This is a genomic window from Coleofasciculus sp. H7-1 (genome assembly GCF_057473865.1).
In genome coordinates this window covers 21,983-38,715 of sequence record NZ_JBYCCT010000051.1, presented here as the reverse complement: position 1 = coordinate 38,715, position 16,733 = coordinate 21,983, and the positions used below count along the sequence as shown (strand labels likewise).

Sequence of the window (16,733 nt, the reverse complement as noted above, 5' to 3'; positions counted from 1 at the left end):
TTAACGCTGTTGCGGTCAGCATCGCTGATTATTTCGGCAGTAGGCAAGTGCCCTTGCTAGAGGGCTGAATTAACACCTCGGTATCCCATCCAAACGCAAGAAACCCCTAGTTATGCTTTTTTTTGCAAGCTTCAAGCCATCTAAGGCACGCGATCGCTTATTTGGGACACTTCTGAGCCTACTGCTACTGGCTGCACCAACCTCAGTTCTCGCCCATGCTGGACATGGGGACGAATTTCATGGGGAAACCGAAGCCAGTCAAGGAACTCCACAAGGAATTCAAGTGGATGCCCAAACAGCAAAACGGATGGGAATTGAGGTAAAACCAGTCGCTCAACAACGGCTGGATTTTGGCATTAAAACCACGGGTCAAATTGAAACTTTGCCTAGCCAAAAAGCAGAAGTGACATCACCGACTGCGGGGAAAATCGTTGAGCTTCTCGTGGAACCCGGTGCAGTAGTGCAAGCAGGCAAAGTCGTCGCCGTCATCGCCGCACCCGACTTAGTAGAACTGCGCGTAGGTTCCCTAGAAAAACGAGCCGAAGCCGAAGCGGATCTGCAACAGGCGCAAGCAGATTTAAAGCTAGCCCAAGAAAATTATCAGCGATACTCGCAGATAGCCGCCGCAGATATTCAGCAAGCTCGCACTGAACTAGCAGTCGCTCAAGAACAGTATGAACGCGATCGCGAGTTGGCGCGTGCCGGAGCGATGCCACGTCGCCAAATGCTGGAGTCTCTTGCTCACCTGGCAGAAGCCAAAACCCAATTGACCAAAGCAACCAGCCGTCGGGAAGTTCTGGAAGCCGAAGCGCAACTCAAACGCGCCCAATCGGCTGTAAAAGTCGCAAATTCCCGGATTCGCCTGAGTAACGCCGCTTATCAGACGCGGCTGCAACAACTGGGAACCCGCGCCAATGAGCAAGGACTGGTGACGGTAACGGCTCCCATTTCTGGCACCGTTGCCGACCGGGAAATTACCCTCGGTCAATCGGTGGAGGAGGCGGGGGCAAAGCTAATGACCATCCTGAATAATAATCGGGTGTGGGCTACGGCGAATATCTACGAAAAAGATTTAAATAAGGTGAAAATTGGGCAACGGGTGAGCGTGAAGGTCACTAGCTTGCCGAATCGCACCTTCAAGGGCAAGATTGCGGTGATTGGCTCGGTTGTAGAAGGGGAAACGCGGGTCGTGCCAGTCAAAGCCGAACTGGATAACCCTGGCGGACAGTTAAAGCCGGGGATGTTTGCAGAATTGGAAGTATTAACCGACCAAACTCCCGCGCCTATCTTAGTTATTCCCACTTCAGCAGTGGTAGAAACTAATGGCAGGCAGCTAGTTTACGTGCAAAATGGTACCGCTTTTGAGCCAGTTGAAGCCACCTTGGGGCGAACGATGGGAGACTTAGTTGAAGTCAAGGGAAGTTTGTTTGAGGGCGATCGCATTGTCACCCAAGGAGCCATTCAACTTTACGCCCAGTCCTTACGCGGAAGCAAGGGAGCAGGAGAGCAGAAAACTACTCCTCAGCCCTCAGTCCTTAGTCCTCAGCCCTCACTTCCTTGGTGGGTTTTGCCAGCCGGGGGAGCGATCGCATTCGTTGCCTTTTGGTTAGGACGCCGCACCAGTAGCAATCAGCCATCAGCGATTAGCTTAGTTGACTTCTCAACTTCCCAAACAAACAAAACTCAAGACTCTAATTCCCACCAACCAATACCAAAGTAACGTAAAAAGGGGCAATATTTGATTGCGCCTTTTTGCAGCATCAAAGCCCGCTCAAGCTAAGATCCAGTCATAAAGCTGCTCTTTGAGCCATTATGGTAAACTACAATCCGCTGCAAAATCTGCCCTCTAGTGACGAACTACCAGATTCTGACGACACTCCAGTGGATCATGAATTGCAAATCCTCATCCCCACCTTGCTGAGGATAATTTTAAATTGGCTGTGGGCTAGTCGTAACGACTGGTTTTTCGGCGTTAATATGGGCATTTACCATACAAGTGGGAGAAATCCTAGAATTGCCATAGTTCCCGATAGTTTCCTGAGTTTGGGAGTACCGCGCCTCAAAAATGGCAAGTTACGACCAAGTTACATCGTTTGGGAAGAAAATAACATTGTCCCAACTTGGGTCTTAGAAATCGTTTCCAAAACCTACGGGGGAGAATACGACGAGAAAATTACCGATTATGCCCGATTAGGGGTGTTGTACTATTGCGTTTACAACCCCGATTATTGGCGGCGCGACAAACATGACCCCTTAGAGGTTTATCGCTTGGTGGACGGGAAATATGTACGTCAACCGGGGGAACCTATCTGGATGCCGGAGATTGGCTTAGGAATTGGGCGCGAGATTGGCACACACGATCGCTGTCAGCGGGAATGGCTTTACTGGTATGACGAGGAGGGTAATCGATTCCCAACGCCAGATGAACGGGCACAGAAAGAGCAGCAACGAGGGGATCGGTTGCTAGAGTTACTACGGAAAAGGGGTATTGACCCGGAAACTCTGAGTTAGCGGATTTAATTTGTGTAAGTGACGAGCGAGAGAATTTTACAATCTACCTGTCTTTGTCAGAGAGAAGAAACACGTATGCTTGTCTCTTTTCCCACCAAAACCCAGTCACACCCCAACTCAACCCACCCAACCTGATAGCAACAGCAGGCAGATGTCCATCGAGAGCTGAGGAATTGAAGGTAAGGTCATCGACTTGTAGGCAGTTTTTATTCACGCGCCATCCTACGCGATCGCTAAAAGGTTCGTAAATTTGATCGCTAGCGTTGAGATTTCCTCCTACGCTTTTCCAAATTTGCTTTTGTACACTATATCCAAAGCGTCCATCAGAGGATTTTAACCAAAGTTGGTCGATAGCGCGAAGGTCTTCATAGGGGAATTTTTCGATGGATGCTACATCCAGCCAACCTTCTTTTTCTCGACCTGCCACTTGAAGCCGAATCCTGAGCGTTTCTTCGTCAGCTTCTTTCCATCTTCTAGATGCTAGAAGATCGGCTAGTTTTGAAGCTAACGTTGGCTTACTTTGTGGAGTTGCAGGCTTTGCGAAAAACTCATTGATAGATGGTTTCAAGTCGCGCATACCATCTTCAGTCTCACCAATCAAACTTCTCAGTGGCGGTGACTGGATGGTTGTTTCTTGATTCTTCGGCTGCGGCTGATTTAAGTTTTCCAGCTTTCTTGCTTCTTCTCGCTGAGCTAATCGCTGCTGATTTAAGTTTTCCAGCTTTCTTGCTTCTTCTCGCTGAGCTAATCGTTGATGTTTGTCTTGTTCGCGTCGTTGCTCCTCTTGTCGCTGGTGTTGCTTCCATGCAGCCCAGGCTAACACTCCCGCCGCTACTACTGCGACGATTACGAGCATCACCCCAATAATTGCTATCCTACGCACAACTCCTCTACTTCTTAGCTTGAATTTCATCCTGATTTCATTTTGCTGTGTCAACTATTAAAAAGGGATTCTCACGACAACAACTGACAAATGCTCAGTACCATCATTAAGTGGTCTATTAAACAACGCTGGCTAGTTGTCCTCGCCGCCATGCTGGTGACAGTTTGGATATTTCGCGTGGCGTCGCAAATGCCGGTGGATGTATTTCCCAGCTTTGCTCCACCCCAAGTCGAAATTCAAACTGAAGCCCCCGGATTAGCACCAGAAGAAGTAGAATCTCTGGTTACTTTACCGATTGAAAGTGCTATTAATGGGACTCCCGGCGTCACAACAGTACGCTCCGCTTCAGCGGTGGGACTTTCAGTTGTGAAAGTTATCTTCAACTGGGAAACTGATATTTATCAAGCCCGACAATTGGTGACAGAACGATTGCAGCAAGCGCAAGAAAAGCTGCCAGGAAGTGTTGATTCACCGCAAATTTCTCCGATTAGTTCTCCAATCGGCACTGTATTGCAATATGCTTTCACTGTTGATGAAGGCAACAGGCAACAAGCAAATTCACTCAGCACTGACTTGATGGAGGTCAGACGTATCGTAGATTGGCAGGTGACAAACCGCCTTTTAGCGGTTCCTGGCGTCTCGCAGGTAATCGCTTATGGGGGTGATATTCGCCAGTATCAAATATTAGTCGATTCCGCAAAGTTGAAAGCTTTTGATGTATCTTTGCAGGACGTGACTGAAGCCGCAGAGAAAGCCAATGTTAACGCTCCGGGTGGATTTTTGATCAACCCAGATCAAGAGTTATTAATTCGCGGTGTTGGACGGATTGAGTCGATTGAAGACTTGCGACAATCAGTGATTACCTCTCGGAATGGAACACCGATTAGATTAGGCGAGGTCGCTGAAGTCAAAATTGGTGCCGCACTCAAGCGTGGCGATGGCAGTTTTAATGGCAAAAAGGCAATTGTGGTCATGGTTAACAAACAGCCACAAGCCGATACTCCCACTGTCACTCGTGCCATTGAGGCGGCAATGAAAGAGGTGAAATCGAGTTTACCTCCGGATGTAAAAATGACGGTTACTTTCCGTCAAGAAGACTTTATTGACGCCTCGATTGAAAATGTCCGGGAAGCGCTATTTGAAGGCAGTATTATTGTTGCCTTTATTCTTATCCCGTTTTTGATGAATTGGCGCACTCTTGTTGTGAGTCTTACCGCACTTCCCTTGTCTTTGCTGTTAGGATTGTTGGCGTTAAATTGGCTGGGATACGGTCTGAATACGATGACTCTGGGAGGCTTAGCAGTTGCGATTGGCTCAGCCGTTGATGATGCCATTGTAGATGCCGAAAATGTCTACCGTAGCTTGCGAGAAAATAAGCTGGCAGAGAAACCAAAGTCACCATTAGAAGTTGTCTTTGAAGGTTGTCAGGAGGTGCGTGATTCTCTATTTGGTGCCACTTTAATTACCGTAGTCGTCTTCTCGCCAATTTTCGCCCTCGCGGGTGTGGAAGGTCGCATTTTTACACCGATGGGAGTGGCTTATTTAGTAGCAGTTCTGGCTTCTAGCGTTACCGCACTCACTATTACTCCAGCTTTATGTGCCATCTTACTGCCTCACGGTCGCTTACCAGAAAAAGAACCTTGGGTGGCGAGATTTTTTAAAGGACTTTATCGTCCGTTTTTAATGTTTTCTTTGCGGAATTCTCAGCTGATTTTGGGAGTTGCTGTGGCGAGTTTAGTGGCTGCAATTTTAATTGTCCCCTCGTTGGGACGGGTGTTTTTACCGGAGTTCCAAGAGCGATCGCTCGTCAACACCCTGACTCTCTATCCCGGTGTCTCCCTAGAAGCAACTAATCGCGCCGGTTTTGCCCTTCAGGATGCGCTCAAGGATGACCCCCGGTTTGATTTTATCCAGTTACGCTCAGGAAGGGCACCCGGAGATGCGGATGCGGCGGGTGTCAATTTAGCACACTTAGATGTAGAACTGAGCGAACAAGGGATAAAAGACCGGCAAGGAAGTATTGAAAAGCTAAGAGCAGAATTTGCCAAATTACCAGGAGTTGCGCCGAATATTGGCGGATTTATCTCTCACCGCATGGATGAGGTGCTGTCAGGGGTGAGGAGTGCGATCGCTGTCAAAATTTTTGGTCCGGATTTAGAACAACTCCGCACTCTTGGTAAACAAGTCGAAGAGATTATGAAAACTGTTGAGGGTGTCGTAGACTTGCAACTCGAACCCCAACTGCCAATTAGACAGGTACAAATCCAGTTTGATCGCCAACAAGCGGCTCGTTATGGATTATCGGTAGGAGAACTTTCCGAAACTATTGAAACTGCACTCAATGGACGTGTAGTTTCTCAAGTTTTGGAGGAACAACAAACTTTTGACCTCGTTGTATGGTTAAAAGAAGATGCGAGGCGCAATCTAGAAAGCATCCGCAATTTATTAGTGAGTACACCAACAAATCAAAAGATTCCCTTAGCTCAGGTAGCAAAAATTGGCTACGGTACTGGACCGAATACCATCAACCGGGAGAATGTTTCCCGCTTAATTGTCGTCTCCTCTAATGCTAGCGGTCGAGATTTGCGCTCTGTCGTTGATGAAATTAGAGCCAAAGTTAAACAACAAGTGCAATTACCTGCTGGTTACTTTATCCAATACGGCGGTCAATTTGAGTCGGAAGAACGCGCTACTCAAAATATCTTGATATTCAGCGCGATCGCGTTTGTGGTGATTACGGTATTAATCTACTTGTCTGTTAAGTCCATCCCCTCAACCGCGATGATTATGATTAATTTGCCCTTGGCATTGGTGGGAGGTGTAATTTCAGTAGCACTAACGGGTGGGATTATTTCCGTCGCCTCTCTAGTTGGCTTTATTACTTTATTTGGAGTTGCCACTCGCAATGGATTGTTATTAGTTGATAATTACAACGCTAAATTTGCCACGGGAATGCCTTTTTGGGAAGTAATCATTCAAGGTTCGATGGAACGGCTCAATGCCATTCTGATGACGGCTTTTACCTCCGCTTTAGGATTAGCACCTCTGGTAGTGGGAGGCGGCGCAGGAAAGGAAATCCTACAACCGTTGGCGGTAGTTGTGTTAGGAGGGTTGTTTACTTCTACGGCGTTGACGCTGTTAGTTCTACCCGCTTTGTATGCCAAGTTTGGCAAAGTTTTGCTGCCGAAACAGGTAAAGCTTGTGTCTGAATTATAAGTTGCAAGAAGAATTTAAACCACAAAGACGCAAAGGACGCGAAGAGAAAATGAAATTATTGAAGGCAAGTTTAATTGTTTTGAGTAGTGTCGGTTTAATGGTTTTGGGCGCTTGCACTGGCGAACAGCAGGCAGCGAAACCTGATAATAGTCCCACAGAGGCGAAAACGAGTCTTCCTGCTGTTTCTCCTTCAGAAACGGCAACCAAAGCCGATCATTCACAACCGTCCAAAGGGGGTAAAGTCGTCGAGGCGGGAAAATATCATTTAGAGTTTGTGCCTGAAAAAGAAGCTAATGGCACTCACTTAGATTTTTATCTTCAGAAAGGTGACACCCACGAAGCAGTTTCTAATGCTAAAGTGACGGCTCAAGTTCAGTTACCCAATGGGGGTCAAAAAACCCTAGATATGAAATACGATGTTCAGGGTAAACACTACGCTGTTTTGCTACCCGAACCAGCATCAGGGGAGTATAAAGTGGTTTTTCTCTCTGAAATTAATGGTGAAAAGGTGAATGGTCGTTTTACCTTTAATCGCTAGTAATTCTAGGGGTACAAAGCTAGTAGGTTGGGTTGAGGCAACGAAATCCAGCCTGCACTGCATAAGCATTTGTTGGGTTTCGTTCCTCAACCCAACCTACAACTGACAATCCCGTACCCTTAGAATGCTAAAGATTGGATTTAGTCGTTGCCTGTGACCTTTTGAATCAGGTCTTGCGCTTTTTCTATTAAGTTAGGCTCGTTATTTTCTTCTTTGGACTTGATTACAGTTTTTTCGTTTGCCTTCTCATTATAGTTAAAGGGTTCATTAGCGTTTCCTGAGTTTTGCTTATCCTCTTCGAGCAAACCTGTTGCTTCGCTATATTGGTAGGCGCGGTCAACCCTTTCGTCTGGTGTCAGCTTGTTTTTTGAATGTAACACTGCATAACTAGGCTGTGCGGCGATGAATAAACTTGCCACACTGATTAAAGTCATCAAACCTAAAACAAAAATATTCTTATGCAATCTTTGTTTTAAAGCCAATAAAATTCGTTGCATGGAAATTTCCTCTCAATTGCTTTTTGTGAGACTTGATGATGCGCGAGTAGATATGACTACTAACACAATTTACAAGTACGAAATGCATCGTACTTATCTAGTTACATCTGTGCCTTCTGCCGCAGGATACATTCGTTTATTTTTTCAACCATTCATGATGAATTTTTATTCCTCGGCTCTGCATAGTTTGTTCAAATAAATCAGTGGAAAGTGCCTGTTCTACGGGCCAGACGCCTGGTTTTTTTAGTTTTCCTGCCAACAATAACTCGGCAAGCGTGCCGGTGCCATAACCGGCTGCTACGGCTGTATTTTCATGCACTAAAGTTGAGCAATAACTTGCTGGCTGACCATCTTTATGACCGCTGACTTCAGACCGAATTGCTACACCGATGCCGGTGAAGCGATCGCTAAAATCTGTCATGCGGTGGCTGACGCGAGCTAAAAATTCGATGACTTTTGGGTTGTTGAGCCAGCTAGAGGGCCACCAGTGGGCAACGCTCCAAGTTAGATAATTGTAAAAATCGGGAACTGTACCAAATTTGGTGATGACAGTTTTAACGGGAAAGGTGTCGGGTAGCGTGAAGGCTTCTGGCATATCAAACCAGTAAACGCCGATGCGACCATAGGGAGGAGGAAATTCAATGGTTTCGCGATCGCTATACGGCTTGATTATCTGCCATTGACCATCTATCCAAGCTTTAAAAGGGCTTTGTAGCCCTAGAAATGTAGTTCGCATCACCGTAATGCCAGCACCCCCCGACCCCGATACTAGATAGCTCAGATGAATGCGTTCTGTCTCATCTAGTTGCTCGACGCCCTGGCGTACCATGCTATTAGAAATACCGGGGAAAATACCCGTGTTAATAATTGCCGTAACTCCAGCGGCGGCGGCTTCGTCTCGGTAATCCAAAACTTTGCGAGTAAAAGATGGGTGATCGCTGACATCCAGATAGTTGACACCCATTTCTATACAGGTTTTTAGCACTTGGACATCTCGGTAGTGAAACGGCCCCGCACAGTGGATTACTAGATCGCAAGAGGCGATCGCATCCCTCAACGCTTCTCGATCCGCTAAATCCAAAACTCGAAATTGCACTTGCGATCCCAGCTTTTCACTGACCAACGTTGGCAAGGTTGCAACACCGTGCGCTCCGATTGGGTTTCTGCCGGTAACGGTAATTTGCGCCTGTGTGTGAGCGACGATATCCGCCGCCACATTGCTACCAATCCGTCCGCTTCCTCCCAGAATTAAAACCCGTGTCATTAATCAAGTTGTTAACGTTATCTTCAGTTCATCAGGTTTGCCTGCTTCTCTCCATCGGTACCAAGGCAGACTTTTTCCTAACTAGAAAGGATGATAGACAAGTTTTATATAAAGCCGCGAAGATGAATTTGCCAAGCAGCTGACCTACATCAGATTCCTTTCACACCCAGCTCTAGTGAGTAGCATCTACCCGAAAACTTCACACTCTTACATTATACTTAAGGAAGATGTACATATAAATTTTCTATGTTATTCAAACAAATACCAATAAAGCTGGCGTCAGAAGTCTTTTGTCAAAAGGCTTCTGACTGCCGTCAATAGTTCATGAATGAAGGAAAATAAAATCTTTTGATCAATTGCTAAGAACTCCTTAATCTAAAGATAATTTCAGGCTGGCATCATTAGTTGCGAATGAAGGGAGTAATTAGCTGGATTCGGCATAACTTCTCAATGGAAGTGTCCAGCAGTGAAAAAGGAAATTTTCGAGCAGCAGATTGAGGCTACGCTACAACGCCTGAAAGAGTTTTGGCAACAAATTGAAGAATTTCCCACCCAGGACAAGCAACTGCTGGTGGAAAGTTTGGAAGCACACAACCAAACTCTACAAGAATTACAGATAGCCACAGAGGAACTGCACCAGCAAAATCAGGATCTAGCTGCCACCCGTCAAGTATTAGAAGCAGAGCGTCAGCGTTACCAGGAGTTGTTTGAAATGACTCCAGACGGATACCTGGTGACAGATCCAAATGGGGTAATTCTGGAGGCTAATCAGGTTGCAAGTAACTTACTGAAAGTTCCTCAGCAACACTTGGTAGGCAACTCATTGATTGTGTTTGTGTCTGGTGAGGCTCATCAAGAATTTTTAAGTCAGTTAAGTCAGTTACAAAGCGGTAACGAAACGAGGGGATGGAAAGTCTGGATTCAGCCTCGGCAGGGTATATCTTTTCCAGCCACTTTCAGGGTTGCTGCACTGCAGGACTCGCAGGGGCAGGTGGTGAGCCTGCGCTGGTTGCTACAAGAGATTACTCAGAGCAACCAGTACGAAGCTGAGCTTGTGGAAACCAACGAGCGACTCAAACAGGAGATCGCTAAGCGCCAGCGGGCTGAAAAAGCGCTGTGGCAACGGGCGGAAGGGGAATGGGCGATCCGGGTGATTACCGAACACATCCGCCAGTCACTCAATCTGGAGGAAATTCTCAACACGACGGTAGCAGAAATTCGACAAGTTCTAGAGAGCGATCGCGTACTCATTTACCGCATAGAGCCGAGTGGCGATGGCGTCGTGGTGGCTGAATCAGTGGATGCAGCTTGGCTCTCATTCTTAGGCACCACCGTACCCTCATCCCTGTTTAGAGAATGTATGCCCCTATATCGACAGGGGAACGCCAGAGTGATTGATGACATTCAACAAGCAGCATTTCCAGCAGATATCACTGAGTCTTTCCAGTCGTCGCAAGTCAAAGCCGCCTTAGGAGTGCCGATTATGCATGGCAATCGGTTTTGGGGGTTACTCGCGGCTCATCAATGTTCGGCACCGCGTCACTGGGAACCGTTGGAGATCGATCTGCTCAAGCAATTGGCAATCCAGCTATCTATTGGCATTCAGCAATCGGAACTGTATCGGCAAGTGCAGCAACTGAATACGAACCTGGAACGCCAGGTACGCGATCGCACTGCCCAATTGCAACAAGCGCTCGACTTTGAAGCGCTGCTCAAACGCATCACCGACGATGTCCGCGATCGCCTTGACGAAAACCAGATTTTGCAAATTGCCGTCTGGGAATTAGGCGTCGGGCTGAATATTGACGGCTGCGATACGGGTTTGTACGATGCCGACCATACCACGTCTACCATCAGGTACGAATACACCTTGGGAATCCCTTCCTCTCAAGGGCAGGTAGTGCAGATGGCAGACTTCCCAGAGGGTTATGCTCAGCTGCTGCAAGGTGAATATTTCCAATTTTGTCAACGGGTGTCCGATGGTCGAGGTGCGCTTACCAGATTCGCTTGCCCGATTGTTGACGATCAAGGGGTATTAGGAGATTTGTGGTTATTTAAGCCGCAGCAAGAAGCCTTCAGCGAGCTAGAAATTCGACTGGTGCAACAGGTAGCGAATCAGTGCGCGATCGCCCTTCGGCAAGCCCGACTTTATCAAGCAGCGCGATCGCAAGTCGAGGAACTGGAAAAACTCAATCGCCTCAAAGATGACTTTCTCCATACCGTTCCCCACGAGTTACGCACACCAGTATCTAACATGAAAATGGCGATTCAGATGTTGTCCATTAGCCTGAATCGAGACTATGCCTTATTTGCCGAACTGGGCAAGCCGAGAGAACAACAAAGCAAAGTCGCTCGCTACTTTCAGATTTTGCACAACGAGTGCGAACGAGAAATTCGCCTGATTGATGATCTCTTGGATTTGCAAAAACTTTATGCAGGCGCTCACCCTTTATTGCTAAGTGCGATTCAGCTACAGGAATGGCTGCCGCCTATTGTAGAACCTTTTCAAGAACGAGCCAAAAACCACCAGCAAACCTTGCTCCTTGACATCTCTTCCGACCTCCCTCGCTTCATCTGCGACCCCACGACGCTAGGGAGGATTGTGAGCGAGTTACTGGACAACGCCTGCAAGTACACCCCCGCATCAGAAAGAATCACGCTCAAAGTCCAGGGTAAGCCAGGGAGCGTTCAGTTTAGCGTCAGCAATTCCGGAGTGGAGATTCCGGAACGCGAACTCCCCCATATCTTTGACAAGTTCTACCGCATTCCCACTAATGACCCGTGGAAGCAAGGGGGAACGGGATTAGGGTTGACGATCGTGAAAAGATTAATCACTCATTTGAAAGGGACTCTTCGAGTTGAAAGTAAAGATCGTCAGACCTGTTTTACAGTTGAGTTGCCGAGCGATCGCTCAGCTCAAATTGTCTCCTAATCCTTCCAGTGGTAGTAACACGGCATTGCCGTGCTACTACATTTATCGCTAAAAGATTTTAAACACAGACTCAACCGTAGATTTAAGAGAATTTCCCGCATCCTTCAGCTTTTGGGCAATTGGCTGCTGAGTATGCAGGAACACACGAGCGCAGTTGCGTCCCGGCATCCCGGAAACAGAACCGCCTGGATGGGTACCCGCACCGCTGAGAAATAGCCCTTCAATCGGAGTTTTGTAGTTCGCCAATTCCGGCAATGGACGGAAAAAGACCATTTGGTCGAGAGTCATATCAACGTGGTAGTAGTTCCCTTTGTAAGCGCCCAAGCGATCGCCTAGTTCCGCTGGACTTTCAACAGCACGGGCGATAATAGAGTGCTTGAGATTTGGCGAATAATCGGCTAGCTTATCTAACACGCGGTCTGCGACTTTATTTTTCAGTTCATCCGTCCAACCAGTGCCATGCAAACCCGTACCCTCCGCACCAGCAATCTGATAAGGCGCGAAAAACTCAATCCAGAGCGTATGCTTGCCTTCCGGAGCCATCGACGGATCGAGCATCGTGGGTACGACCACATACATTGAGGGGTCGGCATCGGGAATATTGCCGATAGAAGCCTCGCTGTGAGCAATTTCCACATGGCGCACCGAGTCAGCAATCAGAACTGAGCCAATCAGATACTCATCCTGGTGGTTGTGGTGTTCAAAGCGCAAAGGCTCCGATAGGGCGCAATCAATCTTGAGAATCGTTTCGTTGTTGTTGACAATTCTGCGCTCTAAGCGCTCCCTTAAATTCGGGTCGGCTGAATCAACATCGCTCTGATCCATGTGGCGTAAGAACAAGCGCTTGGCATCAATGTTGGAGATCACGCCAGATTTAGCGCGGTATTCGGTGCCACCTGCCACCCGCACGCCCACCGCACGACCGTCATCGACTAATACTTTCTCAACCGTCTGGTCGCACAGGACGACACCGCCTATACTTTTCACCAATTTCAGCAAAGCTTCCACCAGTGCGCCGCTGCCACCTCTAGGTCGCGCCATACCTGGGTCGTGGCGCATCGCCATCATGATCGCACCCACTGAAATTGTTTTTTGGGACGGAGGTGCGCCGAGTTCTGAGGCAAGTCTAGCCAGGGGTGCTTTGAGAAACTCCGAATCAAACCACTCATTGAGGATATCTTCCGGGCTGGTGAGCATGGTGCGAATCAGATCCAACGTCTTATTTGGCCCACCCAAGACGGAGAATAAATCTTGAAGCTTTTTGAAGTCGTAGTTGCCAGCAATGTCAACAATAGATTTTGGCGGTGCATTGAACATCGGGATCATTGCACCAAGTAAGCGCTGCCAGTAGTTGGTGTACTCGGCATATTTTTCGGCATCTCTGGGGCTATAACGTGCAATCTCTGCACAAGTTTTTTCAACTGATTTGTGACCTAAAAAGTATTTGCCATCGGGATGAGGGCAAAAAACGACTGGGTCGCAATATAGATATTCCAAGCCATATTTAGTGAGTTCTAACTCTTCGACTACCGGCCCCAAGTGAATGAACTCGTGGTCAATCGAGCAGAGGTTGAACTTAAAACCCGGTGCCTCTTCAGGTAAGATTTCTTCTGTTGTTGCACCGCCGCCAGGAATGGAACGCTTTTCTAGTAACAGAACGCTATAGCCTGCTTTGAGGAGATATGCGGCACAGACAAGTCCGTTGTGACCGGCACCAATAATGACAACATCGTACTCTTGCATGGACAATACTCTCAGACCCGTGTATATACCCGATTTTAAGAAAGTTAAGAACTTTAAAGTGTCTATCACTCGAAGGATATCCTGCGTCCGCAGCAGCCAGCTCGATCGGGGAGGAAACGCCTCTAGGGCTGCTTGTGCAAGACGCAACGCCAGTAAGGTCAGGGCAAAGCATCCGCTCAGGGCATGGCGTCACCAGGAGGGGCGTAGGGCAAGCGGGCGGAATAGTGAGAGGTGGTGAGAGGCGCGATCGCTGATTTTCTTCATTAACAGCGGCTAAAGTCTAGCCCAAAGCAATTCTCGCAGTTATACTGGCTAGGTCTACATCGTCTTGGAACGGGTCAGCACTACAGAATATGAATCCTGTTGTCAAAATTGTTCAACCCTCTGGCATTTTAGACGGTATGAAGGCGACTCAGTTTCGTCAAGAAATTAGCGATATTGTTGAAAACGGAGGCAATATGGTGTTAATTGACTTTAAGGACGTTACCTTTATGGATAGTTCTGGGTTGGGGGCGCTAGTGCTTGCACTCAAAACTGTTCGCGCCGCCGGTGGTAAACTCTTTATTTGCTCGATTAATGAGCAAGTAAGAATGTTATTTGAACTTACCAGTATGGATCGCGTCTTTGAAATCTTTCCCAATCGAGAAGAATTTAATAACGCGATTAGTCAATAGCTAATGGCTAATCGCTAATGGCTAATCGTAATTCACAATTAGCACTTAGCAATTAGCACTTAGCGCTTGACTAATCAAAGTTGATTTGCAGCAACGACAAATCATCGTCAAAATAGTCTTTCGGGTTCATAACTTGAACAGAATTCACTATCTCGTCTAGATTGTTCTGAGTATTCCTCGGACACTCTGTAAGCAGATCGATGAACGCATCAAGACCCCAAATCGTGCCGTCCGGTTGGTTAATTTCATAGATTCCATCACTGAAAATGTAGAGAGTACTGGATTTTTCCACCTCGCAGCTACCATCCATAAATTCAGCATCAGGAAACATCCCAACCGGCAAACCTGGGGTTTTTAGACGTTTGACTTGGGTTACTAAATTCGAGGTTGCGGAGATTAATACTGCTGGTGGATGCCCAGCGCTGGCGTAAACTAGGGTGCGCTTAACTCGGTTATAGACCCCGTACCAGATGGTGAAATATTTATCATTTTTCTGAGTCATCTGGAACGTTTCATTCAACGCCTTGAGAACATCGCTAGGCTCATAGTAATTAATTTTGGGCAGGGCTTGGCTTTTGAGTAAGTTCATTACAGAAAGAGACGGTAAAGCAGCCCGCAATCCATGTCCAGCGACATCCAGCAGATAAATGGCTAAATGATCTGGATCTAGCCAGTAATAATCAAAGCCATCCCCTCCTAATTGGCGGGAAGGAACAAAGCGCGAATCGATGGTTACAGGAGGTGAGGTAAGCGGAGAAGGGAGGATGGAACACACATACTCGGCGGCTTCTGCTAATTCCGCCTCCAGCAGCAGTTTTTGGTGCTGCAAGTCGTGGCTGAGTTGATGCAACCTTAACCCTGCCCGCACTCGCGCCTTCATCTCATACATATCGATGGGCTTGCACAAAAAATCATCCGCCCCGGCATCCAGCCCTTTCACCCGATCTTCGACGGAACCCATCGATGTCAGCAAAATAAAGAAGGTCGTTGAAAGTTCTGGCGTTGCCTTGACCTGACGGCACACTTCCAGTCCGTTCATGCGCGGCATGATCCAATCGCAAATCACCAGTGCGGGTCGTAACTCTCGTGCTTGGGTCAAACCGGCTTCACCATCGCTGGCGACGGTTAACTCATAACCCTCGCTTTTTAGCGTTCTTTTCAGCAATAGCTGAATTGCAGGGTCATCATCAATAATCAGAACTTGAACCATGAGATAGAGGGACTACAGGTCGCTTAAGATGGAAGGCAGTTAAAACTAAAAGATGACACCTGAGGCAAGCGTGAAGATCGCTAAACTTCACCGAAAATATGAACAATCATAAACAAGTATAGTCATCGGTTGCTCGAAGTTCTCCAGACTTTCCACCCGTTACTGACTCGCATTATGATGATCAACATTGCTACTGCGATCAAAAATGCCCATGTAGATATTTTGAGATACGTCATCACCAAATCTAGCAAGTTCTACGCCCAAAGCCATCAATACTTCCAGTCTAGGCACTTCCGACTTCTGCACTCATGCCACGCATTCATGAGGCTAATGAGAAAGTGGCACGCCACCCAACTACAAGAAAATTCATGGCGATCGCAACGATTACCTATAGGCTAGACTGGATTCTCTCTGATTTGGGCTGGTGTTTAATACAAAGCTTCAGTGTCGTTGATTAAAAAGGCTTTGAACAGTTGAAACTCATCAAAAAAATCTCTGTACAAGTTTCCAGCGACCTCAAGGCGTTAGACGGTGTTTTGTCATGGTTTGAAGGTTTAAATCAACCTGATATTCCTAAAAAAGTTTGGCTACAGTGCCAATTAGCTCTGGCTGAAGGATTTACTAACGCGGTTCGTCATGCCCACAAAGGCAAAACTTCAGATGTTCCAATTGATATTGAAGTTAACTTGTTTTCGGAATGTTTAGAAATCCGAATTTGGGATCAAGGACCGCCCTTTGATTTAGAAGCCCGCCTCAAAAAACCAGAGGAGATCAGTAAGAATGCCACGGGGGGGCGGGGTATAGCCATTTTACAAAAAATTGCCGACTATTTGAGTTATACCCGCACTGACAATCGGAATTGTCTGTTAGTTGTGAAACATTATTCTAGTTTGTTAGCGTCAGATTGAATTTTTGAGAAAGATAAGTAGAAGTTTAATTTTTCATAAGATTTTAATCTTCAGAACTGGAGGAAGAAAAGAAATTTATAGACCTAGAAGGCTGTAGGATCGAGGGTTAAGAGGCTAGGAGTTGGCTGAAGCACGGACTTCTTAGCGTCTCAAGTCCAACGTCTTCAGGAAAACGGTTTTTGGGTTGATGAGCGCCTACCTGCTGAAATAACCATACAACACGAGCAATGAGATGGGTGCGAGTAGCGATCGCGCTTGGCTGGCGGATGCCGATCCTAGCACTGCTGACACGCCCTAGCCTACCCTACGGGAAGCCAACGCCATTTTACGTTTTTAGCTTCTCGCGCAGTTAATTTA

General features: G+C 47.1%; 14 protein-coding genes. 9 read left to right on the top strand and 5 right to left on the bottom strand.

The window, feature by feature from the left end; translation table 11 throughout:
• Positions 1–112: 112 nt before the first annotated feature.
• Positions 113–1,720, top strand: a complete 1,608-nt coding sequence (locus AC2VDX_RS12360; RefSeq protein ID WP_378180457.1) for an efflux RND transporter periplasmic adaptor subunit — start codon at positions 113–115, stop codon at positions 1,718–1,720.
• Between the two features lie 92 nt (positions 1,721–1,812).
• Positions 1,813–2,511, top strand: a complete 699-nt coding sequence (locus AC2VDX_RS12355; protein ID WP_378180454.1) for a Uma2 family endonuclease — start codon at positions 1,813–1,815, stop codon at positions 2,509–2,511.
• A 43-nt stretch (positions 2,512–2,554) separates the two neighbouring features.
• On the opposite strand, the gene AC2VDX_RS12350 is transcribed toward AC2VDX_RS12355, so the two are convergent.
• Positions 2,555–3,394: a GUN4 domain-containing protein gene (locus AC2VDX_RS12350; RefSeq protein ID WP_378180453.1), complete on the bottom strand. Its 840-nt coding sequence runs from the start codon at positions 3,392–3,394 to the stop codon at positions 2,555–2,557.
• Between the two features lie 90 nt (positions 3,395–3,484).
• Between AC2VDX_RS12350 and AC2VDX_RS12345 the strand changes: the two genes are divergently transcribed.
• Both AC2VDX_RS12345 and AC2VDX_RS12340 read left to right on the top strand, forming a co-directional pair.
• Positions 3,485–6,610 carry an efflux RND transporter permease subunit gene (locus AC2VDX_RS12345; RefSeq protein ID WP_378180450.1) on the top strand — a complete coding sequence of 1,042 codons (3,126 nt, stop codon included), beginning with the start codon at positions 3,485–3,487 and terminating at the stop codon, positions 6,608–6,610.
• 49 nt (positions 6,611–6,659) lie between these two features.
• The gene (locus AC2VDX_RS12340; RefSeq protein WP_378180447.1) at positions 6,660–7,148 is read left to right on the top strand and encodes a hypothetical protein; all 489 of its coding nucleotides are present in this window, start codon (positions 6,660–6,662) and stop codon (positions 7,146–7,148) included.
• 140 nt (positions 7,149–7,288) lie between these two features.
• On the opposite strand, the gene AC2VDX_RS12335 is transcribed toward AC2VDX_RS12340, so the two are convergent.
• Both AC2VDX_RS12335 and AC2VDX_RS12330 read right to left on the bottom strand, forming a co-directional pair.
• Positions 7,289–7,645 (bottom strand): hypothetical protein, encoded by a 357-nt coding sequence (locus tag AC2VDX_RS12335; protein WP_378180444.1) that lies wholly within the window; start codon positions 7,643–7,645, stop codon positions 7,289–7,291.
• Positions 7,646–7,781: 136 nt separating this feature from the next.
• Complete coding sequence (locus AC2VDX_RS12330) at positions 7,782–8,909, bottom strand: saccharopine dehydrogenase family protein (protein WP_378180441.1); 1,128 nt, start codon at positions 8,907–8,909, stop codon at positions 7,782–7,784.
• A gap of 466 nt (positions 8,910–9,375) precedes the next feature.
• Here AC2VDX_RS12330 and AC2VDX_RS12325 point away from each other — a divergent pair, with 466 nt between their 5' ends.
• A complete protein-coding gene (locus AC2VDX_RS12325; RefSeq protein ID WP_378180438.1) occupies positions 9,376–11,841 on the top strand; it encodes a sensor histidine kinase in 2,466 nt (821 codons plus the stop codon).
• A gap of 48 nt (positions 11,842–11,889) precedes the next feature.
• Here AC2VDX_RS12325 and crtO read toward each other — a convergent pair whose 3' ends face one another.
• A complete protein-coding gene (gene crtO, locus AC2VDX_RS12320; protein ID WP_378180435.1) occupies positions 11,890–13,584 on the bottom strand; it encodes a beta-carotene ketolase CrtO in 1,695 nt (564 codons plus the stop codon).
• A gap of 353 nt (positions 13,585–13,937) precedes the next feature.
• Between crtO and AC2VDX_RS12315 the strand changes: the two genes are divergently transcribed.
• Positions 13,938–14,258 carry an STAS domain-containing protein gene (locus tag AC2VDX_RS12315; protein WP_190411640.1) on the top strand — a complete coding sequence of 107 codons (321 nt, stop codon included), beginning with the start codon at positions 13,938–13,940 and terminating at the stop codon, positions 14,256–14,258.
• A gap of 70 nt (positions 14,259–14,328) precedes the next feature.
• Here AC2VDX_RS12315 and AC2VDX_RS12310 read toward each other — a convergent pair whose 3' ends face one another.
• Positions 14,329–15,468 carry a PP2C family protein-serine/threonine phosphatase gene (locus AC2VDX_RS12310; protein ID WP_378180431.1) on the bottom strand — a complete coding sequence of 380 codons (1,140 nt, stop codon included), beginning with the start codon at positions 15,466–15,468 and terminating at the stop codon, positions 14,329–14,331.
• A gap of 174 nt (positions 15,469–15,642) precedes the next feature.
• Here AC2VDX_RS12310 and AC2VDX_RS12305 point away from each other — a divergent pair, with 174 nt between their 5' ends.
• From AC2VDX_RS12305 to AC2VDX_RS12295, 3 genes are all read left to right on the top strand, one after another.
• On the top strand, positions 15,643–15,867 hold the full coding sequence (locus AC2VDX_RS12305; RefSeq protein WP_486928167.1) for a hypothetical protein: 225 nt from the start codon (positions 15,643–15,645) through the stop codon (positions 15,865–15,867).
• A 74-nt stretch (positions 15,868–15,941) separates the two neighbouring features.
• Positions 15,942–16,376 (top strand): ATP-binding protein, encoded by a 435-nt coding sequence (locus AC2VDX_RS12300; RefSeq protein ID WP_378180428.1) that lies wholly within the window; start codon positions 15,942–15,944, stop codon positions 16,374–16,376.
• A gap of 227 nt (positions 16,377–16,603) precedes the next feature.
• Positions 16,604–16,729 (top strand): hypothetical protein, encoded by a 126-nt coding sequence (locus AC2VDX_RS12295; protein WP_378180426.1) that lies wholly within the window; start codon positions 16,604–16,606, stop codon positions 16,727–16,729.
• Positions 16,730–16,733: the final 4 nt, after the last annotated feature.